At 51.1% G+C, this 23918-nt stretch carries 19 protein-coding genes, 1 riboswitch and 1 other annotated feature; of the genes, 8 read left to right on the top strand and 11 right to left on the bottom strand.

Annotated elements, in window-relative coordinates; genetic code table 11:
* Positions 1-25: 25 nt before the first annotated feature.
* Positions 26-805: a 3'-5' exonuclease gene (locus IEW11_RS23600; protein WP_229725631.1), complete on the bottom strand. Its 780-nt coding sequence runs from the start codon at positions 803-805 to the stop codon at positions 26-28.
* A 609-nt stretch (positions 806-1414) separates the two neighbouring features.
* Between IEW11_RS23600 and IEW11_RS23595 the strand changes: the two genes are divergently transcribed.
* The 3 genes from IEW11_RS23595 (at position 1415) to IEW11_RS23585 (ending at position 5951) form a co-directional block, all read left to right on the top strand.
* Positions 1415-2401: a diaminopimelate dehydrogenase gene (locus IEW11_RS23595; RefSeq protein WP_188533569.1), complete on the top strand. Its 987-nt coding sequence runs from the start codon at positions 1415-1417 to the stop codon at positions 2399-2401.
* Positions 2402-2610: 209 nt separating this feature from the next.
* Complete coding sequence (gene gdhA / locus IEW11_RS23590) at positions 2611-3984, top strand: NADP-specific glutamate dehydrogenase (protein WP_373289386.1); 1374 nt, start codon at positions 2611-2613, stop codon at positions 3982-3984.
* A 203-nt stretch (positions 3985-4187) separates the two neighbouring features.
* A complete protein-coding gene (locus IEW11_RS23585) occupies positions 4188-5951 on the top strand; it encodes a 5'-nucleotidase C-terminal domain-containing protein (protein ID WP_188533549.1) in 1764 nt (587 codons plus the stop codon).
* A gap of 334 nt (positions 5952-6285) precedes the next feature.
* On the opposite strand, the gene IEW11_RS23580 is transcribed toward IEW11_RS23585, so the two are convergent.
* The 8 genes from IEW11_RS23580 to IEW11_RS23545 all read right to left on the bottom strand — a co-directional run bounded on the left by IEW11_RS23580 (position 6286) and on the right by IEW11_RS23545 (position 15549).
* Positions 6286-7080, bottom strand: a complete 795-nt coding sequence (locus tag IEW11_RS23580) for a VLRF1 family aeRF1-type release factor (RefSeq protein WP_188533548.1) — start codon at positions 7078-7080, stop codon at positions 6286-6288.
* Positions 7081-7143: 63 nt separating this feature from the next.
* A complete protein-coding gene (locus tag IEW11_RS23575; protein WP_188533547.1) occupies positions 7144-8037 on the bottom strand; it encodes a mechanosensitive ion channel family protein in 894 nt (297 codons plus the stop codon).
* A gap of 336 nt (positions 8038-8373) precedes the next feature.
* Positions 8374-9645, bottom strand: coding sequence for a hypothetical protein (locus IEW11_RS23570; RefSeq protein WP_188533546.1), 1272 nt, complete (start codon positions 9643-9645; stop codon positions 8374-8376).
* A complete protein-coding gene (locus IEW11_RS23565) occupies positions 9629-10195 on the bottom strand; it encodes an RNA polymerase sigma factor (protein ID WP_229725629.1) in 567 nt (188 codons plus the stop codon). Before IEW11_RS23565 ends, IEW11_RS23570 begins: the two co-directional genes overlap by 17 nt.
* Before the next feature lie 150 nt (positions 10196-10345).
* The gene (locus tag IEW11_RS23560) at positions 10346-11695 is read right to left on the bottom strand and encodes a cryptochrome/photolyase family protein (protein ID WP_188533545.1); all 1350 of its coding nucleotides are present in this window, start codon (positions 11693-11695) and stop codon (positions 10346-10348) included.
* Between the two features lie 102 nt (positions 11696-11797).
* Positions 11798-12301, bottom strand: a complete 504-nt coding sequence (locus IEW11_RS23555) for a C40 family peptidase (protein WP_229725627.1) — start codon at positions 12299-12301, stop codon at positions 11798-11800.
* 5 nt (positions 12302-12306) lie between these two features.
* Positions 12307-12494, bottom strand: a riboswitch (cyclic di-AMP (ydaO/yuaA leader).
* A gap of 225 nt (positions 12495-12719) precedes the next feature.
* Complete coding sequence (locus IEW11_RS23550; protein WP_188533544.1) at positions 12720-13535, bottom strand: hypothetical protein; 816 nt, start codon at positions 13533-13535, stop codon at positions 12720-12722.
* Between the two features lie 10 nt (positions 13536-13545).
* The gene (locus IEW11_RS23545; protein ID WP_188533543.1) at positions 13546-15549 is read right to left on the bottom strand and encodes a M1 family metallopeptidase; all 2004 of its coding nucleotides are present in this window, start codon (positions 15547-15549) and stop codon (positions 13546-13548) included.
* A 161-nt stretch (positions 15550-15710) separates the two neighbouring features.
* Here IEW11_RS23545 and IEW11_RS23540 point away from each other — a divergent pair, with 161 nt between their 5' ends.
* Positions 15711-16217 (top strand): YwhD family protein, encoded by a 507-nt coding sequence (locus IEW11_RS23540; protein ID WP_188533542.1) that lies wholly within the window; start codon positions 15711-15713, stop codon positions 16215-16217.
* Positions 16218-16492: 275 nt separating this feature from the next.
* Here the strand turns inward: IEW11_RS23540 and IEW11_RS23535 are convergent, their stop codons facing one another.
* Positions 16493-18610, bottom strand: a complete 2118-nt coding sequence (locus tag IEW11_RS23535) for a transglycosylase domain-containing protein (protein WP_188533541.1) — start codon at positions 18608-18610, stop codon at positions 16493-16495.
* Between the two features lie 185 nt (positions 18611-18795).
* Here IEW11_RS23535 and speE point away from each other — a divergent pair, with 185 nt between their 5' ends.
* Both speE and speB read left to right on the top strand, forming a co-directional pair.
* On the top strand, positions 18796-19623 hold the full coding sequence (speE, locus tag IEW11_RS23530; RefSeq protein WP_188533540.1) for a polyamine aminopropyltransferase: 828 nt from the start codon (positions 18796-18798) through the stop codon (positions 19621-19623).
* Between the two features lie 34 nt (positions 19624-19657).
* Entirely contained in the window at positions 19658-20527 is an 870-nt protein-coding gene (gene speB / locus IEW11_RS23525) for an agmatinase (protein ID WP_188533539.1), read from the top strand.
* Positions 20528-20537: 10 nt separating this feature from the next.
* Positions 20538-20785 (top strand) — a binding site (T-box leader).
* 48 nt (positions 20786-20833) lie between these two features.
* On the opposite strand, the gene IEW11_RS23520 is transcribed toward speB, so the two are convergent.
* Positions 20834-21655, bottom strand: coding sequence for an AraC family transcriptional regulator (locus IEW11_RS23520; RefSeq protein WP_188533538.1), 822 nt, complete (start codon positions 21653-21655; stop codon positions 20834-20836).
* Positions 21656-21766: 111 nt separating this feature from the next.
* Between IEW11_RS23520 and IEW11_RS23515 the strand changes: the two genes are divergently transcribed.
* Positions 21767-22231, top strand: a complete 465-nt coding sequence (locus tag IEW11_RS23515) for a YwiB family protein (protein WP_188533537.1) — start codon at positions 21767-21769, stop codon at positions 22229-22231.
* Positions 22228-23913, top strand: coding sequence for an arginine--tRNA ligase (gene argS / locus IEW11_RS23510; RefSeq protein WP_188533536.1), 1686 nt, complete (start codon positions 22228-22230; stop codon positions 23911-23913). Before IEW11_RS23515 ends, argS begins: the two co-directional genes overlap by 4 nt.
* The last annotated feature ends 5 nt before the right edge of the window (positions 23914-23918 follow it).

The raw sequence follows: 23918 nt of genomic DNA, 5'->3' as shown, positions 1-23918 counted from the left end.
GGTTTCCTTAGTTTCTTATCTCAAATCAACCTAATTTTCCTGCAACGGAAGGTTGTGTCTTCTCTATTTCTGCGGCAAACACAGCTTGCAGTTCCGCCAGCTTCCTTGGATCGGCAGAGGATGCCTTGCCCTTTAGATAATGCTCGACAAGCAATTCCCAGTTCGGAATGATGTTTTGAGCATGCATCGAACGAATGGCATTTTTAACCATTCTTCGTTCCTTGGCATTTGTGTAGGTGTCTTTGAACTGCTGGATATTGTCGAAATCCAGCTTGTCAAATATCGCCCGGAAGATCTCAGCCGTCATCCGCGAGTCGTCCAAAGCCCGGTGAGCCGATCCGGAGGCAGCAATATTGAGATCGAGCAGTGCAGCTTCGACACTCATATCGTTCGTTACATTTTTATACCGTAAAAATCCCTTTAATAAATCCAAATAGTCGGCGGCCATCCAGTAGGCATCATCCAGCTTGTGCATCCGGGTATCAAACACGATGCGCTTCAAATCCTCGCCGCCCCATGTGACGAGCAGGAAAGCTTCACTTCGATTCAGCCATGCTGTAAAATCCGCAATAACTTTCGGGAACCCGCTGGCCCGGTCGATTTCTTCCTGTGCGATTCCGGTTTTCTGCTTAATGAACCGGTTCAGATTGGAGAAATACCGCGGTTGGATCACGGATGAGAATTCATCCATTTGCCGCAAGGAGGCATCCAGCCTTACAGCTCCAATCTCAATGACCTCCATCGGCAAATCGCTGGCAAACTTCCGGCCATTAAATTCAATATCCAAAATAATATAGTCCAACATCCTAGCCCCCGATCGATTACTCGTATCTACCATTCTATCAGAAAAAGATGCCCTGCGATAAAAGAACTTCAAAAAGGATAGATTTCTCAAGGAGCCAGGTTCCGACATTAAGTTTCGATCTCACTAAGTCATTCTATACGCAATAGAGATAAACGGGTAGAGACGATGAGAAAACCCGGAACAGACAGCTCTGCATCAGCGATGGGAGAGGCCTGTTTCGGTTTTTTTTCTAACTTTTCTACCGCCCGTTCAGTATGCTTCTGGCCACCCTCCTATTGTCCGCTTGTTCTGTTTTCCCTTCCGTGGAGGCGGTTGACGATAAGGGCTTTGTCACACCGGCATTTTACGATACGTCCCTGCATGAAGGAAAGTTAGCCGTTCGTTATTTGAACTTGGAGTCAGAGGAGAAATCCGGTGATGCCATTCTCATTTCGACCCCGGAGGAATACGGATACGCGTTCCTTCGGCCCGTTGCAGTTATCCAAATATTACAAAAAAATTGTGATAAAAACAGTAAAGTTAAACTCTTTTTGTTTACATTTCATGTAACATCCTTATACTTAATAATTGAGTACTACAACACATGGAAAGACAAAAGGAGGGCTTTTTCTGTCAACGATTATTAAAGTAGGTATCGTAGGTTATGGTAACCTCGGTAAAGGTGTTGAGAAAGCGATCGCTCAAAATCCGGATATGGAGCTGGTTGCGGTATTTACCCGGAGACAACCCGAGCAATTGCAATCGAACGGAGAAGGCGTCCGTTTTGAACATATTTCCGCAGCAGAGCAGTATAAAGGGAAAATTGATGTGATGATCTTATGTGGTGGTTCAGCGACCGATCTGCCTGAGCAAACCCCTGCCATCGCAGCGATGTTTAATACGGTCGACAGCTTCGACACGCATGCCAAAATTCCTGAATTCTATGAAACAGTCCATGCTGCGGCCAAACAAGGTGGCAACTTAAGCGTTATTTCAACAGGCTGGGATCCAGGCTTGTTCTCGCTTAACCGGCTGTTAGCCGAAGCCATTCTCCCTGAAGGAACGGACTACACGTTCTGGGGCAAAGGCGTAAGCCAAGGCCACTCCGACGCTATTCGCCGGGTACCGGGCGTAAAAGCCGGCGTACAATACACGGTTCCTGTTCAGGAAGTCATCGATCGGATCCGTTCAGGAGAAACGCCTGAATTGGAAACACGCGAGAAACATTTGAGACAATGCTTTGTCGTGGCCGAAGAAGGCGCTGATCAAGAGCAGATCCAAGAAACAATCGTGAATATGCCGAACTATTTTGCTGATTACGACACGACGGTTACGTTTATTTCGGAAGAGCAATTAAAAGCCGAGCATGAAGGCATGCCGCACGGCGGATTTGTTATCCGCAGCGGAATTACCGGAGCAGGCACCAAGCAAATCATCGAGTTCGGTTTGAAGCTGGAGAGCAATCCGGAGTTCACGGCAAGCGTGCTTGTCGCTTATGCAAGAGCGGCCATCCGCTTGAGCAATGAGGGAATTACAGGCGCTAAAACGGTATTCGATATCCCTCTGGGTTATCTGTCTCCTAAATCGCCGGAAGAGCTTCGCCGCGAATTGCTGTAATGGATTGCAAACATCAAGCCTTGCCATCTTTATTGATGGTAGGGCTTTTTTGCTATATAGAGGTTTTTAATCAGGCATAAAAATATTATTGATTGGCTAAACAGCGGCAGTTTGTATAAAATTTGTATCTATAAATGCAAATATTCATACAATAAATGCAAATACTTTGTTTGACATAAGTGGTTGCGTTGAAGGAGCGTTGTTTAAAAGTGATAACTGTCATTTCTGAGAAAAACGAAACAGCAGCAAAATATGTGCAGTCAGTATATGAAACCGTCATTAAACGTAATCCGCATGAATACGAATTCCATCAAGCAGTCAAAGAGATTTTAGATTCCCTGATTCCTGTATTCGAGAAGCACCCTAAGTACATGAACCACAGCATCCTCGAGCGCATCGTAGAGCCGGAGCGCATCGTTTCTTTCCGGGTTCCTTGGTTGGATGATAATGGCAATGTACAAGTAAACCGCGGTTTCCGCGTTCAGTTTAATAGTGCGATCGGACCTTACAAAGGCGGACTTCGCTTCCATCCATCGGTTAATGCCAGCATTATTAAATTTTTGGGTTTTGAGCAAATTTTCAAAAACTCCTTGACCGGCCAACCGATCGGCGGCGGTAAAGGCGGATCCGACTTTGACCCTAAAGGCAAATCGGATAATGAAATCATGAGATTCACGCAAAGCTTTATGACCGAATTGTATAAATACATCGGTCCGGACGTTGACGTACCGGCAGGCGATATCGGTGTAGGCGCCAGAGAAATCGGTTATATGTTCGGACAATATAAGCGGATCCGCGGCGGCAACGAAGCGGGCGTGCTTACAGGCAAAGGCATCATCTACGGCGGAAGTCTTACGAGAACAGAAGCTACCGGATACGGCTGCGTATACTTCGTGAACGAGATGTTAAAATCCAAAGGCCTGGATTATAAGGACAGCAGGGTTGTCATTTCCGGTTCGGGTAACGTATCGATCTACGCGATGGAAAAAGCGCAGCAGCTGGGCGCGAAAGTCATCGCATGCAGTGACTCCAGCGGCTATATTTACGATCCAAACGGCATCAGCCTAGAGACCGTTAAACGATTGAAGGAAGTAGAACGCAAACGGATCAGCGAGTATGTGAATGAGCATCCGCAAGCTGTATACACCGAAGGCTGCGAGGGCATCTGGTCCATCCCATGCGATATCGCTCTTCCGTGTGCAACACAGAATGAAATTAATGAAGAGTCGGCGAAAATTTTGGTCGCTAACGGGGTGAAGGCAATCGGTGAAGGTGCAAACATGCCTTCCACGTTGGAAGCGATCGAAGTATTCCTGAACAATGGGGTTCTGTTCGGACCGGCAAAAGCGGCAAACGCAGGCGGAGTAGCAGTATCCGCACTGGAAATGGCCCAAAACAGCATGAGACTGTCTTGGACGTTCGAAGAGGTGGATGCGAAGCTGCACAGCATTATGCAAAACATCTACGCGAATGCCGTGAAGGCAGCCGATGAGTACGGCTATTCCGGCAATCTGGTTGTAGGCGCAAATATTGCAGGATTTATTAAAGTAGCGGATTCGATGATTGCTCAAGGCGTTGTGTAATAAATTTCGCTGTAAATCTCAATAATAACGAAGAGAGACCGCAATCCATGCGGTCTCTCTTTTTTGAATTCAAAGCATGGATACCTTATACCCCGGATTAACAAAAAAATAATTTTAATATTCTGAAATATGACATTTTATTACAAAGATCTCATGCTACAATAGCAACGTAATCAAATACATAGAGTAGCGGAGGTAGAGAGATGAAACGATGGAGAACAAAGGTTGCCTCAATGTTAGCCGGACTTTTGCTGTTGATGCAGTTCGGCGGTTACATCGTGGCGGCGGAACCGGACGATCCTGCTGCGGCTGCCGGTGACGGGCAGCGCATCACGATCGTGCATGTTAATGATATGCACTCCCGTGTAGAGGAATCCGGCAGCAGCATCGGGTATGCCAGGCTGTCCTCATTCATCAAGGATTTAAAAGCTTCCAATCCGAATACCCTTGTCCTGGATGCAGGAGATACGCTGCACGGACAGACGATTGCAAACCTCGTTCGCGGTGAAAGCATCGTCCGAATTATGAATGAAATTGGCTTTGATGCTCTGACAAGCGGCAACCACGATTACAATTACGGCAGCGACCGGCTGTTGGAATTGGCCGGCATGGCAAGCTTCCCCGTTTTAGGCGCCAATGTTTATAAAGCGAACGGTGAGCGGTTTCTTGAGCCGTATGTCATTAAAGAAGTCGGCGGCCTTTCCATCGCGATCTTCGGCCTTGCTACTCCTGAAACCTTATACAAGACACATCCGAATAATGTGAAGGGCTTGACGTTTGCCGATCCTGTTGCGGAAGCGCAGCAAATGGTCGACGAACTGTCCGGCAGAGCGGATATTATTATTGCATTATCCCATCTCGGTCTGGATGCCTCTAGTAGGGATACCAGCCTAAAGGTAGCTGAGCAAGTGCCTGGCATCGATATTATCATCGACGGACATAGCCATACGTTACTAGAGAACGGCCTTGTCGAAGGGGACACGCTGATTGCGCAAACAGGCGAATATGGTGAGCATATCGGCGTCATCGAGCTTACGATTGAAGAAGGAAGGCTCAGCGGCAAGCAAGCGCGCTTGGTTACCCGTGAAGAAGCCGAATCGATCGTCCCCGATCCGGCGGTGCTGGATATCATCAATGAAGTAAAAACCGAACAAGAGGAGGTACTTTCCGAAGTGGTCGGCATGACCGCCGTTGACCTGAACGGGGAGCGCGATTATGTCCGGACGGGGGAAACGAACCTCGGCAATCTGATTACCGATGCGATGCTGGATGAGACGGGCGCTGATGTCGCTATTACGAATGGGGGAGGCATCCGGGCTTCCATCCCGGCTGGCGATATTACCATAGGGCAAGTGATCACCGTCCTGCCATTTGGCAACTACATTCAGACCAAATACGTTACCGGCGCCCAGCTCAAGGCTGCGCTGGAGCACGGCGTCGGATCTTACCCGGATTCACTGGGCGCATTTCCCCATGTGGCCGGCATGAAATTCAAGTTCGATGCGGGGAAGCCGAAGGGCGAACGTGTCCATTCCGTCATGATTAAAGGCACACCGTTAGATGTGAAGAAAAGCTATCTGCTGGCGACAAATGACTTCATGGCTGCCGGCGGCGATGCCTACGATATGCTCGGAGCGCCGCCGATCGTGAATGATTACTCTTCCCTGGAGGAGGCACTGATCCGTTACATTCAGAAAGTTGGACGGGTAAATGCTAAGGTTGAAGGCCGTATTGTCGTTGATGCGTTCGCGCCTAAGCAGCCGCCTGTCTCCAAGCCGGCCCCTGCAAAGCCGGTTACAGAGAAGCCTGTCCAAGAGCAGCCGGTCAAGACTTACACCGTGAAGAAGGGGGATACGCTCTGGAAAATCGCCAAAATGCACAACACAACATGGCAAAAGCTCCAGAAGATCAACAAAATTAAAAACCCGGATCGCATCTATCCGGGACAAAAAATTATACTGCCTTAAAAAATATGCATAGATCCGTATTTCCCCCATATGTATTAGATAGCCTTGCGCTGACGAATACGAAAGGGGGCGGGAAAACTGCCGAGTCTTCTATTGCAGATTGCTCTCCTCATTATTGTTGGGCGAAGCGTCTACCGGGCTGTACAGTTACTTCCCTTGCATAGTAAAAATGGCTTGGACTTCGCATTTCATTGCGCGGTAGCTATAGCTGCGTTATCTTTCTTGCTGTAAAGAAAGGGGGACAATGCCATCGTTGTTGATGGTAATGTCCCTTTATTCATAGAAGCATATATGAAAGCTGCATAATCGGCCGTATTCATGGAGGGTGTCGATCCTACACGAAAGAATAGACTTCTTTTAGTACCTGTGGGTTTGGCATACCGTTCAGATTTTTATTCAATACCCTGTAAGAATCGGGCTGCAGCGTCTTCGTCATCTCGGAAGTAAGGCTCGTTTCGCCGGTAAGTACAACTTCATCCCATTTGTTCTTGCGCTCATGAGATTTCAGTATGGAACAGAAATCCTTAAGCCATCGCTGGCGGTTTACCCGGAGGCGTTTGTTGAACTGATCTTTATGGCTGGCACTGGAGGCTTGCTTATTGCTGTGGGCCAATCCTCGCATTTCCTTCCAACTCTCCTGGTCGATGTCCCACTCATAGCGGGTTTCCTTTAGAATTTCTCCAAGACAGGTGTCGAGAACCGTGGCATTTTCACTGCCAATTTGAATGATACCCATAGCAGGGTACTGCTTCAGCAATGCTTCGAAATCCTCCAGCATGGGCTTCTCCGACCAATAGAACGCATTGGGCACGGGAATTTGCACTCTGTCCAAGAACAATAACTCACCAGAAGAACAGGCCGATAAAATTAATCCTTTCTTGAGATCATTACGCTGCTCATCGACCCATTTTTCAACTTGAGGCTGAAGCTTATCGAATTGATCCACCTGTTCTTGAATGCCTTCCGCCTCGGTATATTCCCGAAGACGTTTCAACCCATTTTTCAAACGAATTTTCCAAGCGGATTGTTGAGTGCTGTCCGGCTCAGTGTTCAAGTAAATCGTTAACACACGATCAGTGGGCTTAGGGCAATAACTCTTCAATTTGGGTAATTGTTGCAAAATTTGCATAAGGCGCTTACCCTCCTTTTGGTTTTTCCCTATTACCCACATCACCATGTTTTGAAACCGTATTTACCAATCCCGGTCCACATCATGTCTTTCGATTCGCCGCGGATAGGAGATTTGAACGCCAAGATTTTTAAGCTCTGCAACGAGTCCTTTACGCATTTGATTACAAGCGGTCCAATAATGCTCATCCTTAACGAGGCAGACTACCGTATATTTAGCTCCAAGAGCGTTGTTCTCTACATCAGTAATGCCATAAAGTTGAGGCGGCTCAATAACCTGCCCTTTATCATCAAGCAAGAATAAATGGGGCATCTGGCCGACCATGTTGTGGGATACGGCATTGACTGCAGCTTCAATATCCGCCGGATCGGATTCATAAGGGACCGTTACGTTAATAATGGCCCGCATCCGCTCCCGGTTAAAGTTCTGGCTGATCTTGATTTCCGAGTTCTGAATAACGACGACATGCTGTGCCCAGGTACGGATTTTGGTCGCGCGCAGGCCGACGCTTACAACGGTTCCGTTGATCTCACCGCTGTTGATAGAGACATAATCACCGACAGAGAATTGATCCTCGAAGATGATAAAAAATCCTGTAATTAAATCCTTTACCAATGTTTGCGCACCGAAGCCTACCGCCAGGCCGATGACACCAGCACCTGCAATGATCGGACCGACGTCCATACCAATGTTGCTCAGGCAGAGCAGACCGGCAATAATGAAGATGACGTAGCGGGTAAACGACATCAGCAGCGACTCCAGCGTCTCACGCTGTTTCTTATCGAGCCGGGCAATTGCGAATACGCGGTGAATGACCACCATACGGACTCGAAGCACGATCCAGGTCAACAAGATAATAAACGCCAAGATTAACGACCTGCTTAATAACAACTGCAAAAAATCAACCCAAAACTCTAAAGTGACATATTCCTGGAATTGTTCTTTAACCCAATCCATGCATACCTCCATTGTCAGAATATTTTACCGGCATAGGACGCTTAAGACTGTAGATGTCTCCAGCTTATTTACAGGCCGTATTTTTCTATTGTAACAAAAAACAGCTTGGGATTTGGGGAAACGACATAGAAAAGTTTGCGTATATAGCAAACAGCCTATAACTAATGTCATACGCTGCAAAAAAAAGAGATTGCCCGCGGCTGAGCAGCCAGCGGGCGATCTCTAATGATCTTCTGTCCGGGATCGCCGGATTTCACCGTATAGAATCTCGCAGGCTCCGCTGCTGGTTTCTCCGCCAATTCCTCATCTTATTAAGAAATCATGAAGCGTAAGCATTTACTTAGATTTTTCCGTTTCAACCTGCGGAACTAACAGCTTTTGTCCCTGCTGCTTCCAGCGCTCCACATAATGACCGGTCGCCCATTGTACCATGATAACCGATTCCGCGGGCTCAAGCTCTACAACGAGTGCCGGGTCCAATGCCAAGCCAATTCCGTTCAAATAAAACGAAATTACCTTATCTGTGAGTACGACGACTGTATCTGCCGATGGCGACGAGTAGGCGTCGACGGCATTAGGCTGGCGCTGCCATATTTCCTCCCATGCGACTGCGAGCGTATCGTGCACCGCAACCTCCTTCGGCAGAGGCAGAAGCAGATCCTTGAGCGTGAATTGATCAGGATTGGAAGAAGAGGCATTCCACACCGCCTCTTGTGCGACCCAGCGCCCAGGCTTGCGGATAATGGTCCAGTTACTATATAAGGACGCGTTATTGTGGTTGCTGCCCTCCACGGCCTGCGACGGGAAAATCTCCTGAAGGGACACATGGGGTTCCAGCGCCGGATTATAACTTGTCTGCCGATTGCCGGATAGCTGCTCGATCTGTTTAACCCATACATACGTTTTGGTCATTTCTCCGGACTCCGCTGCTGTGGATACTTTCTGTTCCACGGCAAGATTGCGGTTGCCGGCAAACAGCAGCTTTTCCGAGACCAGCAGCGGCTCGGTTATGTTCTGAGCGGACGTTGAAGGAGTGCCCGACTTGGACGAGCTTTTGCCACTTGATCCTTCTGAAGCTGACGAGGCGGATAAAATCTGTACTTCTTTCCCTTGTTTCGTACTGCTGACCGGTTCGATCCTCCAGAAATCCATCTTGTAAGGCATTAATATGCCTTCTCCCTCGGCCGCTGTAATCAGCTTGCCATCTTCCGGGGCAATGAGCAGGGTGCGATAGGTACTGTAGGCTGCTTTTGCGGCCTGCGCGGGATAGTCTGTGCGAAGTCCGATCAGCAGTGCGGAATGGAAAGCTGCGTCATCGCCTGCGCCGACGAAATCGGGTGCGGCCTGCTTCGCCGAAGGGAGTGTCTGTGTGGCTAAGGACGTCTCACCTGCACGTTGGCCATCCAGTCCATACATCATGAAGATGGTGAACAGGAGCGCGATCGATAAGGCGCCGCCCGCCCAGATCAGCTGCAAACCTCTTCGCCTCGGCTGATCGATGCGGCCTGCCTGCTCCAAGATTTTCCGCTGCAGCTTATGGTCAAATCCGTTTCGTACGAACGGCTCGCTCTCCAATTCCCGGCGTAAATCCTTATCGCTCGGATTCATTGTTGCTTCGCTCCTTTAGCTTGGATAGTTTCAGCCTCGCGTGGTGCAGCCTCGATTTGACTGTGCCTTCACTGACTCCGAGAATGTGCGAAATTTCTTTGATTGAAAGCTGATGATGAGCGAACAGAATGATTGCCTCACGGTTTTTGGCCGGAAGCTGAAGCACCAGATTCCACATCTGGTTGGTGGCCAGCGTCTGCATTACCTCCTGCTCAGCGGAGGGTCTGGCACCCCCTTCATTATGGAAGAAATCAACCAGAGTAATCCTCCGGAAATAAGCGGATCTGCGGTAGTCCAGCACGGTATTGCGGGTAATCGTCAGCAGCCAGGTTTTCAGGGATGCTTCGCTGCGGAAGGTAAATAAGCTGCGGTATACCTTCAAGAACACTTCCTGTGTAATGTCATCGGCCTGCTCCCATTTGCGTGTCATGCTGTAAGCATAATTCCAAACATCTTTACCGTAGGTGGTCATGAGCTCGTTTAAAATCGTTTTCTTATCATCGCTATCGGTTAATGCTTTCAAATAATCAAAATTGGAATCAGCATTCAATACAGCCACCTCTATTTATCGACGAATCAGACATCGATTCGGTTCATTATAACTAGTTAATTATAATGAATACTTTTGACTTCCGGGAGGGGGTATTTTGATTTTTTTATAAATTTTTCCTTAATTACTTTATTTAGTATCGATATACGATCATTTATTATATCCCAGAATCCCTTTGTACACCTCGATAGCCCGCGCTCTCGACGCTTTCAAATCGACGATGGCATGGCTTGCCGGATGGTGAATCTCACGATCGGACAGATGAGCGAAGCGGGGCAGCCATGTCCTGATATAGGCGCCGGTAGGGTCATGCGCTGCGGATTGTGTGGTCGGGTTCATAATCCTGAAATAAGGCGCAGCATCATAACCGAGCGATGAGCTCCACAGCCAGCCACCGCGATTAAGCGTATTATCGTAATCTGCCAGCTGTTTGCGGAAATACGCTTCTCCAAGCGTGAACGGACAGAGCAGATTTTTGGTTAAGAACATGGCAGCGACCATTCGCAGCCGGTTAGGAAGCTCGCCGGTCTGATTCAGCTGTGCCATCGCGGCATCAATGATCGGGACGCCGGTCTCCCCGCGCGACCAGGCTTCGAAATACCGGCCGGTCAGAGGCGACAGATCATACCGCTTCTCGTAGGAGAAGAAGTCGGCGTTGTAGACCGCTTGATAAAGATAGAAGTCCCGCCAGGCCAACTGCCGGATCCAGCTCTCTGAACCAGGCTTGCCGAGTACCGCTTCATAGACGGTACGGGCCGATAGTGCGCCCAAATTTAAGTAACGGGATAGGCCGCTCGTTCCAGCTTTCCCGAAGGCGTCACGCCGTTCGTTGTACTGCGATAATCCCGAGGCGGTGAACCGCTTCAGGACGGAGGACGGATCAAGCCCTGCTTGTCCGTCGGCCGCTTCCAAGGCGGCGGTCATATCAGGCGGCAGTGCAAACCGTGAAGCCGTCGCTTCATCAATGGAACGAACAGTCTCCAACTCTCGAATCGACACATCCCCGGACGGCGAATAATAATGTTCCATATAACTGCTCCATTTTCTGTAAAACGGAGTAAAAACCTTATACGGCTCACTGCGTTCACTGAAGGCGTGAAACTCTTTTAATGAGGCAAGGGACAAATCATCGATCCGCACCAAGGGACGGCCGTGACGATCGGCTGTATACAACAAGGATTCATCCCTTCGCTGCGCATACGGCGTGTAGTCGGCATGAACGACGATGCCGGCGATCGGATGCCGGCTGAGCAAGTGATCAACGATGTCGGATGGAGGGCCGTATAACAGATGAAGGGTTTTTCCGGCTTCGCTATAATGGTTCCGCAGCTGCGCGAGCTGCCGCAGAAAGGCTTGGCCGCTGTGGCTGGTCAGCCGGCCCTGGAGGAGAGCAGGGTCAAGAATGACCAGATGCAGGCCTGGCATCCGGCGCTTTTTAAGTGCTTCGAAAGCACGCAGATCACGGCTTCGCAAATCTTTGCGATGAATAAATAGATACATCCTTGGCACATGCTCCTTCTGTCCTGCGTAGTATAGTCTATATAAAAAAGATAAACCGCATGGTTTGTCCGAAACAAACACCTGCGGTTTATCGCCATAACATTAATCTGTGTCACCGCCTGCATCGACAATTTCATCGGATGGTTCGTCGGCGTATTTCTCGAATGTTTCCGTGCTCATGACGCGGCGGGCGGTCACATAACGCTTCTCATAGTAAGCGTCTTCTATTCCGCTGATCCGTACCCCTCTGCTTGAAGAGGAATGAGCAAAATCACCATTTCCAACATAGATGCCTACGTGGGAGATGCCCTTGCCGCTGGTATTGAAAAATACGAGGTCTCCAGGCCGCAAGTCATTCTTGACCACTTTCTTGCCAACCTTGGCTTGGGATCCCGAAGTGCGGGGCAGATCGATATTCAATTGTCTGAACACAAAGGATGTAAATCCGGAGCAATCAAAGCCTCTTGGTGTGGTGCCTCCGTATTTATAAGGTGTTCCGATTAATTCATCGATCGCCTTGTCCATCTTGGAGTCTGCAAAAACGGTACCCGTGGAAAAAGCCATAACCAATACAAGTGCCAATAACATAGATGCCACTTTCTTCAAAGCTTTAAAACTCCTTCCGGCGCCTGCGAGGTTAGCTGTGGGGTTCGGTTGAAGGCTCCCTATGATACCCTCAGGCGATACGAACCGTTGTTATACGACCTTTACTATCCAACGGAATTCAGCATGCCGGGATCAATTCACCCAAAATTGGTTCCCCCGTTTCCTGTAAACAGGAATTCGGCATTTTTTTATGTATTTTATGCACTCGCTAAGAATTCGATCTTTTTCTCAAATCTCCTCCTTTTATCTTCGAAACTATCATAAAAGCCTGAAATCATAGGGATAATCAGACTTTGGCGGCTTAAAAGGGACAAATAAGGAGAGAAAATCTGTGCGAATGACGGGGAAAAATAGGAGGATACATACCGTATAAAAGCACAAAAACCGCCCCGAAGAGGCGGTGTTTATGCTTACAAGCCTAGGTTTGCCTGCTCTGCCATACATCATATTGCGAAGCCACCGTCCATACCTTCACCAGGGTCCGCACAAGGTGATAGCTCTGATGCAAAATGAGCGCAAGCAGCCCGGCCCAGACAAGCGAGATAGAGGATACTGCCAATCCAAGTCCGGCGCCGATCGCCCACATCATAAGTGAGACGCCTACAAATGGGAGGAAATGCCGCAGGGACCGCCAAAGCGAGCCGAATATGCTTGTCTGGGCTACCGCACCGAACTGCATAGTAAGGAATAGAAGGTGTATGAGTCCGCACCACGCCAGCCAACCGGCCGCAAACGGCAGGATCTCTGCTGCCAGTTGTGTCAGGGAGCTTGTTCCGAGCAGCATTTGGAACGCCCGGGGCAGCAGCCACCAAGCGGGAGCAAGCAAGAGCGCAGTTTCCAGCCAGTACAGCAGAAGGACCGGTTTCCAGACACGGCGTATGCCTAGAAAGAAATGTGTGCCGCCATTGTCTTTCGTATGGTGAAGAGAATAGAACAAGCCGGCATTGATTAAGGGCGTGATGAGCATACGCGCGGCGAATAGTCCTCCGAGTATCCAAAGATAGGGTTTTATCAGATCGGTTTTGAAGATCTGGAACTGCGCCTCCATAAGGAATAACTGTACAGCCGTCTCCGATGGCAGGGTGTCAGGATATCGCTTAAGCAGCGGAACGACGACCGATTCGACGAACCGGTAGAGGAAGAATCCCCATAACAGTTGATAGAGAAACAGTAGAATAACGATATAAAAGTGCTTGATTGCGAGCCGCCAGCCATGCTTAATATGCTGTTTCATTGTGATCACCTCACCATCCTAAGGAGCTTAACAGCCCCTCAATTACTTTTACGACACCCAGATTCCAGCGGATGCTGACCTGTTCGGGAATTTCTGCTTTCATAAAATTGTTAATGCGTTTATTGTCAAGCACGATGCTGTTCTGCGGGTCTACTGCTGCCCATTCCAGCGGTGAGGTATGGGTCATTTTGTATTGAATATGCGTTTCTTTTCCGTCCCAGATCTTTGGCATCGTCGTGCCGTCGGCGAACCGGAATATGACCGGGACCGGGTTGTGGTCGCCGCCATTTTTGCGAATAAGCACCACTGATTCATAGACCGTCCCGCTCTTCTGCTTGACCGGCCGGACATGAATCGACTCCACTTCAAAATCGGCCATAAGGCTGCCATAGACGTATTGGCTGAAATAGTCGTCCCACTTTGTTTTGGTTACCTGCTCGACAACCCGCTGGAAATCCGCCGTCGACGGATGCTTGAACTTGTACTTTTGAAAGTAGGTCCGCATAATTTTTCGCATCGTTTGGGCACCGACCTGCCTCTCAATTCCGACAAGTACGAGCTTGGCCCGCATGTACACATTTTCGGCATAATGATCATGATTGCGGTAGGACCAGGATAACTGCTTAAGCGGCGCGGGGTCGGTAAGATAGCTGGCTTCGACTTGCAGATTCGGCTCAATTCCGTATTCGCTTTCCATGACTTTATCCTCGGCATAGGAAGTGAAGCCCTCATCCAGCCATGCTTCTTCAAACTCATTGGAGGCGACCATCCCGTACCAATATTGATGGCCGATCTCGTGAACGACGACGCGCTCCAGCTCGTATCCCGGGTTTTCCGTTGCGGCTTCAAAAGCAGTGATTAACGTTGGGTACTCCATTCCCCCTGCGCCGTTTCCGCCTTTTGGAGGGACGACGATCGAAAGCGTCGAGTACGGATATTCGCCGTACCATTCCGCGAATTTCATGAGTGCTGTTTTGGCGGCATGCAGGTAACGTTCCTTCAGATCCGCATGAAGCGGGTCCAAATAAAGCTTGATACGCACCCCTGGAATGCCTTTTGCCGAGAATGGCTCCTCCGCATAGACGAAATCAGGAGAGGCGGCCCAGGCAAAGTCATGAACATCATCGGCATAGAAATGATACGTCTTGGTCTGTCCTTGCGCGGCAATGGACTGGGTCGGAAAGCCGGTTGCCGCCACCTTATAATTCGAAGGCACTTGAATCTTTACATTGTAAATGCCGAAGTCGCTGTAGAACTCGGAATTGCCGTGATATTGATGGGTATTCCAGCCCTCATGCAGGCGGCCGCGTGTGCCGGACGTTTCATATTTGGCAAGCTTGGGGAACCATTGACCAGCCATGATGAAATGATCCGCGTAGCCCATGCGCGCGAATACCCTCGGCAGCTTCACCTGGAACTTCATGCGCAGCGTTACCGATTGTCCCGGTGCGACGTCCTCTGGCAGCCGCAGTCTTGCCAGCGTCATGTCGTTAACGTTATCGTCGTCAGGCTGCACATACTGCAATCGGGGGAGCAGGTTGCTGCCGCTCATCGTTTGAAGCGATTCCAGCTTCATGTAGCCGGTGCTTTCCGCAGTGGCCACATCATCACGCAGTTTTCCGCCGGATTCACGCATGAAGGTGGTGTCCTTGGAGAGGAAGGCATTCGGATAAAGGTGAAAATAAAGCTCGGACACCGTTTTTTTGCCCGGATTGGTCCAAGTGACCGTCTGCTCGCCGTGCAGCAGCTTGTCGCCTTCGTGCAGGTGAACGTCGATGTGATACTCGACAACCCGTTTGCTCAGCGCTTGGGGCTTGGGCTTCATTACTGTGTTCGGTTCGGACGTCTCGGCCGGACGCGGGACGACAGGCTGCGGAACCGGATTGGAAGCGGGGGCAAACGCATAGCTGTATCGCGATATCCAGGCGTCCCCGAATCCCTGCTGGATCGAGATGACGAGCAGGACGGCGATGAGTGTAAAAAGCGTAATTCGTTTCATATAACGTGGGAACATTGGTCGATTACCTCCCGTTGACAAGCATCTACAGCATGTATATGTTTGCATTTCACGGAATATTAGCTAAAATGGAATTAATCTGCGGACAGCCTTGGAACCCGCGTGCAGCATGGGTTTGATTATGATAAGAAGATTGTATAAAGGAGCGTGTTGTAAGGATGGATCAGGGGAATACGGAGAAGAAAGAGAAGAAACAGCTGGCGCTGAACGTTGTCAGCAAGAAGGAACATAAAGGGTTCGGAGCGGGCTCGATTGATCTCAACTCGGTATCTTGTATCATTATTGATGGCAATGAAGCTTATATTGATGTTGGAGCGATGCATGCAAAAAGCAAGGTTGAGCGGGGCATCAAGTTTAGCATGAATAAGGAAGATGTACCGAACGGCCGGCAGTGCTGGATCGTATGGGTAGCCGTGGACCGCAAGGAGGAAGGCTCTTATTATGCCGGTGCGACGGCTTGCGAGATGCTCGTCGATACCGAAGCGCGCCGCGGCTGGAAGATCCTCGCCGACCATGTAAACCGTCTCGACTATGCGATCAAGCGGCGTATCATTGTCGATAATTTGGGGGAGAAGGAAAAAGGCTTGCTGAAGGACCTGCTTGTTAAACATAACGAGGAATGGTGGAATAACTCACCGGATCTGAAAGCGGCTTTGGAGGGGTAAATGCCCTGTTTCAAATCATGCCGCCGCGGTTAATAATGATTAAACACATGTGGCGGGAGGAATAGTAATGAAACTGCGCAATTATTTGGCTTGCTTGGTCATTGCGATTTCAACTCTTCCGACGGACGATGAACATAAGGTTACAGACAGAGGCAAGCGTGGAAAAGTTGGAAAGATCGTTTCCTGAGGCAGCTTCGTATCCATAGAAGAATTGTAGAAGGCGTCCGCAGCCGATTTGATCGGCTGCGGACGCCTTTTTGCGCTTATCCCCGGAGCTACTCCCCCCACCATCGCTTCAGATGACTCCACCAGGAACGGTGTTTTTCCTCATGCATATCCTCGAGCTCTTGTAGATCAGCGCCATTAGAAGAACCGGCTGTGCCTTCGCTATGTCCGCCGCAAGGCAGCGCCGGCTCCGTGCCTGCGACGAAGGTTTCCAAGCGCTTGTCTTTGCAAGCGGCTGAAGCAAGCAGGCCGCTTGCCGGATCGATATAGACGCTCACGACGCCTTCAGGCATCGGGAAGATCTTTGGCGGTACCGCCTCCAGCGCCTTTTCTGTGAAGGTGGCGAAGATCGGTGCCGCCCGGTGCGCTTCGGCGGGTGTAATGCTGCGGCCCTTATCGTAGCCGACCCAGACCGCAGTCGCAAGCTCCGGCGTGTAACCGACCAGCCACGCATCCGAAGAGGTTGTGCCGGTCTTGCCGGCTACCGGCCGCTTGAGCATCGCCGATACGCGGTACCCCGTCCCGCCTGCTTCGAATACGCTCTCCATCAAGCTGGTCAGTACATACGCATGCGCCGGTTCAACGACTTGCGTCTCCTGGGGCTTCGCTTCGTATATTACATCACCGCGCCGGTCTTCAATCCGCAATATGGCCGTTGGCTCGACGCGTTTGCCGCCGAACGCCAGCGTGCCGAATGCCGAAGCCATCTCGAACGGGCTGACAGGGAAGGTCCCCAGCGCAAGGGAGGGCACCGGCTTCATCGGGCTGTCGATGCCAAGCCTGCGCGCCATGTTAATGACCTTCTCCGGCCCGACGGCCATGACCGTATTGACTGCGTAGATGTTATCGGAGCTGGCGATCGCCCTGCGCATATCAATAAATTCATGTGCGTATTTGTCGTTGTAATTGCTCGGTTCATAGGTTTGGCGCCCTTCGTCGTAGGTGAATGTCGTCGGCTCGCTCTTGAACTGCGAGACGGGTGTCATTCCCCCTTCCTGCAGCGCCGTCAAATAGAGAATGGGCTTGAACGAAGAGCCGGGCTGCCGTGTTTTGGCGAAAACGCGGTTGTATTGATTGGCCTTATAATTCCGCCCTCCGACCATCGCTTTGACATAACCGCTTCGCGGATCGATCGCGACGAGCGCGGCCTGCATCTCCGACGACTCCGGCATGCCTTCGGCAACGGCCGCTTCCGCGGCCTGCTGCATGCTGGAATCGAGTGTTGTGTAGATCCGGATGCCGCCTTCCGTTAAGAGCTGTTCGTCAATGCCGAGCTTATCCACGGCGATGAGCCGGATGTAATCGCGGAAATAAGGCGCGAAGCCTTCCTGGCTGCCTTCCCCGAGCGTGCGCAGGGATAACAGCTCGTCATATGTCGCGTCCGCTTCGGCCTGCGTGATCAGGCTTTGATCGGCCATCGTCTGAAGAATCATTTTTTGACGGTCCTTGGCGTTCTTCATATTCATATAGGGCGAGTAATATTTGGGCCCCTTCGGGATGCCCGCCAGCATGGTGCTTTCCGCAAGGGTGAGATCCTCCGCAGATTTGCCGAAATACAGCTGGGCTGCCGATTCAATTCCGTAGGCTCCGTGGCCGTAATAGATTTGGTTCAGATACATCTCTAGAATTTCATCCTTGGAATAGGTCATCTCAAGCTGGATCGTGTACATCGCTTCCTTGAGCTTACGTGTCCATGTTCGTTCATGGGTAAGATACAGGTTGCGGGCGAGCTGCTGCGTCAGGGTGCTGGCGCCTTGCTTCTTGGAGAGGCTCTCCAGATTGACGAATGCGGCACGCGCCATTCCCTTCATATCAAAGCCCGAATGCTCGCGGAATCTCCGGTCCTCGACGGCCAGCGTAGCTTGCACCAGATTGGGCGAAATGTTGGCAAGCGGCACGGAGCGGCGGTTTTCACCCGTGTGGAAGGTATCAATGACATGGCCCTGCAGATCGAACATTTGTGAGGTTTGGCTAATATTCGCCGCAGGCAATGACTGCGCGCGTAAATAAAGCAGGAAGCCGGCCATTGCGACCAAACAGACCGTTAAGGCGATGCCTGCTAATTGAATGAGCTTATTTAAACGCCATAAGAAAGGCAGCCACTGCTCGATTCGGGCAGATAACCGCCAGCGGCGGGGCTTATTGGTGCAGGATGTTGACTTGCGCATGAGGCAGCTTCTCCTTTCGGCTGGAAAACTTCTCCTTCCCCTTAGTATGGAAAAATGCGGAATTACCTATTCATTCGCAATGTTGTCATATTAATTTTTGTTTAGAAGGTGCAGAAAGGTTGCTTTTTCGTCCTGGTTTACTATAATAACGGAAGAACGATTGACGGAAAGAAGGGATCCATACAATGGAATTATGGTATACAGAAAAGCAAACGGACACTTACGGCATCACAGCGAAGATTAAAGAAACCTATGTGCACGAAAAAACCGATTTCCAAGAGCTCGCGATGATCGAAACGGAAGAGTTCGGCACGATGCTGGTGTTGGACGGCATGGTTATGACGACCGATAAGGATGAGTTTGTCTACCATGAAATGGTGGCTCATCCGGTGCTCTATACGCATCCGAATCCGAAGCATGTACTCGTAGTTGGCGGCGGCGACGGCGGCGTAATCCGCGAAATCATGAAACACCCGAAAGTCGAGAAAGCGGTGCTGGTTGATATTGACGGCAAAGTAATCGAGTATTCGAAGAAATATCTGCCGAATATTGCCTGCGAGCTGGACAATCCTCGTGTAGAGGTGATCGTGAACGACGGTTTTATGCACATTCATGACCATAAGAATACGTACGACGTGATCATGGTCGATTCCACCGAGCCTGTAGGCCCGGCAGCGAACCTGTTTACGCGCGGCTTCTACCAAGGCATCTATGAAGCATTGAAGGAAGACGGCATTTTCGTCGCACAGACGGACAACCCATGGTTTAAAGCGGACCTGATCCAAAGCGTAAACCGCGATGTGAAGGAAGTGTTCCCGATCGTACGCGTATACTGGGCAAATGTGCCGACGTACCCAAGCGGTCTGTGGACCTTTACAATGGGCAGCAAAAAATACGATCCGCTCGAAGTCGATGAGACGACGATTCCGGACATCGATACCAAATACTACTCCCCGCGTCTCCACAAAGCGGCGTTCGCGCTGCCGAAGTTTGTGGAAGATCTCGTGAAGTAAATCAACAACTGATAGCGAGGAGGACAAGCTTCTTATGAAACTCGATCAAAAATATTCAGGTAACGTGTTTATCCTGAGCTCTGACGATTATGCCGCATCGAAGGCAGTTATTTACGGGATGCCGATGGACTACACGGTATCGTTCCGTCCGGGCTCGCGATTCGGCCCGGCGCGTATTCGCGAGGTATCGATCGGGCTGGAGGAATACAGCCCTTATCTGGACCGCAGCTTAGAGGATATTGAATATTTCGATGCGGGCGACCTGCTGCTGCCTTTTGGAAACGCAGGACGCAGCCTGGAGATTATCGGTGAATTTGTGCGCGGCATTCTGGCCGATGGCAAGATGCCGGTCGGCCTGGGCGGCGAGCATCTCGTATCGTGGCCTGTGTTCCAGGAGGTGTACGCGAAGTACCCTGATCTGGCGATTATTCATATCGATGCGCATGCTGATCTGCGCGAGCAGTACGAAGGCGAGCCGTTGTCGCACTCGACGCCGGTACGCAAGGCTGCTGAGCTGATGGGCGGTAAAAATATTTATCAATTCGGCATTCGTTCGGGCTCCCGCGAGGAGTGGGCGTACGCGCGCGAGAATATTAATTTCTATCCGTTCGAAGTGGCGGCGCCGCTGAAGAAGGTGCTGCCTGAGCTGGCAGGCCGTCCGGTGTACCTGACCATCGACATCGATGTGCTGGATCCTTCCTGCGCGCCTGGCACAGGCACTGCGGAAGCAGGCGGCATTACGTCGAAGGAACTGCTCGAAGCGGTTCACGCGATTGCGGGCTCTGACGTGAACATCGTCGGCTTTGACCTGGTGGAAGTAGCGCCGGCTTATGACCCGACAGAACAAACGCAGATCGTTGCCTCCAAGCTGATCCGTGAGATGCTGCTTGGGTTTGTGAAGTAAGTATATATACGCAACAACAAGGAACGGGAGAGTACGTCGCTAGCTCTTAGCGATAGCGAGCCGGGGTGGTGGAAGCCGGTGCGGAGAGCGATGGAAGCGGACCCGGGAGTTGATTTCCTGAAGCGTGGACTGCCTGTGAACGGGCGCGCTCATTAGGGGAATCCGGTCATTCCGTTATCATGTTAAAGAGGATCTGTCTGTGAGCAAGCGGACGGATACTAGAAGAGTGGCACCGCGGACCAAGCCTCCGTCTCTTTCACAGAGACGGGGCTTTTTGTTTATTTCGAAGTGACTGCCCAATGCAGCTCACAGCCTGCTCAGATGGATGCGCCGGAACATGACCGGCGTGAGGCCTTCCTGCTGCTTGAACAGCTTAATGAAGTAGCTGGGATGTTCATAGCCTACTTGGGTAGACACGGCTTTGACCTCAGCATCGGGATGCAGCAGCAGCAATTCCTTGGCCTTGCGGATCCGGATGCGGGTCAAATATTCAATCGGCCGTACGCCAAGCGCCTGCTGGAATAACACGCAGACGTGCTGAGGGCTGACTTTCAGCAGCTCCGCCAGCTCTGCCAGGGCGATTGTTCGATCGTAATGCAGTTCCATATAATCCAGCACGGGCGAGAGGACGTCCATCTGATGCTTGCGTGAACGCAGCTCCGTGCGCGAGCCGTAGCGGTATATGTCGAGCAGTAAGCGGTAGATCACTGCGGAGGTTTCGAGTCCGGTTGTCGGATGCGGCGATTGGAGCAGGGAATACATCTCCTGCAGATGTTTTAAGGAAACATCGGGATTGCCGAGATAAAATACCTCCGAGCAGTGCAGGTCAAGATCCTGCAGCATTTCTGCCGTCCGATTGCCGGTGAAGGTCACCCATTTAATTCCCCACGGGGCTTCAAGCGGTCCGTAAGCGTGAGGTTCATTCGGCAGCAGCAGCATGCCTTGACCGGGACCGATCGTCATCTCGCGGCCTTGAACGCGCAGGAAGCCTCTGCCGCTGGTTACCTGCAGCCATTGATATTCGGCGAAGCCGTGCGGGCGTTCCATCAGGTCCTGATGAATCCATCCGCCTAAATTGTTCAAATAGATGGGCAAGCGACGTTCCAGGTCGGTCAGGATAGGGAACAAGCTGAAATCCACCTTTTGCACGTCCCTTCTATGAAAATGAATATTGTGCTATTCTCATCATAACGAGGTTCGGTCCAAAAGCCAACCATACTGAGGGAAAGCGGGAATATTATGCGGTCAGCAAAACGAAAGGTGCATATAACGCTCGAAAGCAGGCAGGAAGACGAGGTGACGATGCATGAATATGTTGGGGAATGGGTGCAGAAGCATCGCTCCGTTTTTCTGCTTTATGAGGAATCGGAGGAGGATGGTCAGGTAAGAACGACCGTCCGATGGAACGAAGAGGAATTGAAAATTACGCGGCGCGGCGATGTGGAGACAGAGCAAACATTCGCGCCGGGGGTGCGCAGGCCAGGCGTCTACCGCACGGCAAACGTGGCGTTTGCCATGGAGACGGTCACAGACGGGCTGTCATTTTACGCAGATGCACCCGGCAGCGACAGCGATGCGGCAGGGGATGGCGTCCCCTTTGATCTGCCGCTTACGATCGAGTGGGGCTATACATTATGGATGAATGAACAGCATATCGGCCGATTTCAAATCCGGCTAAAAATTGAGGAGGTTTCTGAACAATGAGTATACAGGAAAATGTATTGGAGCAATTGCACACGAAGGTGAAACAGGCGATCGCCGAGGCGGTTGCAGCCGCAGGGCTCGTGGAAAAAGAAGAGCTGCCGGCATTCGCGCTGGAGGTGCCGAAGGAAAAAACACATGGCGATCTTGCGACCAATGCGGCGATGCAGCTGACGAAGCTGGCACGGCGCAATCCGCGACAGATTGCCGAAGCGATCCTGGCCCATCTGGACAAAGAGAGCGCATCGATCGTGTCCGCTGAAATCGCCGGACCGGGTTTCATTAATTTTCGCATGGATAAAAGCTACTTGTATCCGGTCATTCAGGAAGTGCTGCAGGCAGGAGACAATTACGGGCGCATCGGCGTGGGCAGCGGACAACGCGTGCAGGTGGAATTTGTCAGCGCCAATCCGACCGGCAGCCTTCATCTAGGGCACGCAAGGGGTGCGGCTGTCGGCGATGTTCTGTGTAATGTGCTTGATTATGCAGGATATGAAGTAACGCGGGAATATTATATCAATGATGCGGGCAATCAAGTTGCCAATTTGGCGAAATCAATCGAGGCACGTTACCTGCAGGCGCTCGGCAAGGATGCGGAAATGCCGGAAGATGGCTACCATGGCGCCGATATCCTCGGCTTTGCCAACCAGCTGGTGGAGCAGGAGGGCGACCGTCTGCTGTCGCTGCCGGAGGAAGAGCGTTACGCCTTCTTCCGCCAGTTCGGACTGGAACGGGAGCTGGACAAAATTAAGCGCGACCTTGGACGGTTCCGGGTTGGCTTTGATGTATGGTACAGCGAGACTTCTCTTTATGAAAGCGGGCAAGTTGAGCAGGCGCTGGAGGCGCTGCGCGAGCGGGGCCAGGTTTTCGAGGAGGAAGGGGCAACCTGGTTGTCCACGATGCCATACGGGGATGACAAAAACCGCGTGCTTGTGAAAAATGACGGAACCTATACTTATTTGACGCCCGATATCGCTTATCATCGCGATAAATACGGCCGCGGCTTCGACCGGATGATCAATATTTGGGGTGCCGACCACCATGGTTACATCCCTCGTGTAAAAGCGGCGATGGCTGCGCTGGGCAACGATCCGGAGAAGCTGGTCGTGTTGATCGCCCAGATGGTCAGCCTCTATCAGAACGGCGAGAAGGTGAAGATGTCGAAGCGGACCGGCAAGGCGGTCACGATGGAAGATTTGATGGATGAGGTAGGCGTAGATGCGATCCGTTATTTCTTCACCATGCGCAGTATGGATTCGCATCTGGATTTCGATATGGATTTGGCGATTTCGACCTCCAACGAGAATCCGGTATTTTATGTGCAGTACGCGCATGCGCGGATTTGCAGCATCTTCCGTCAGGCTGAAGAGCAAGGGATTGCCGTTGACGGGTTGGAGTCGGCCGATCTATTGAAGCTGACGGCAGAGGCAGAGTTCGATCTGCTGCGCAAGATCGGGGAGCTGCCGCAGGAAATAGCTGAAGCCGCGGAACAATATGCGCCGCACCGTTTAATCCGGTATGTGTATGAGCTGGCTTCGTTGTTCCACAGCTATTACCGTGCCGAGCGGGTCATTACAGAGGATGCGGAGCAGACCAAGGCACGCCTCGCGCTGCTGGCAGCGGTGCGTACTGCCATCGCAAACGTACTGCGGCTTGTCGGTGTATCCGCGCCGGAACGTATGTAACGAGG

It is taken from the genome of Paenibacillus abyssi (genome assembly GCF_014640295.1).
GTDB lineage: Bacteria > Bacillota > Bacilli > Paenibacillales > Paenibacillaceae > Paenibacillus_D > Paenibacillus_D abyssi.
The sequence above is the reverse complement of the archived record's forward strand: the minus strand, read 5'-3'. Positions and strand labels throughout refer to the sequence as shown.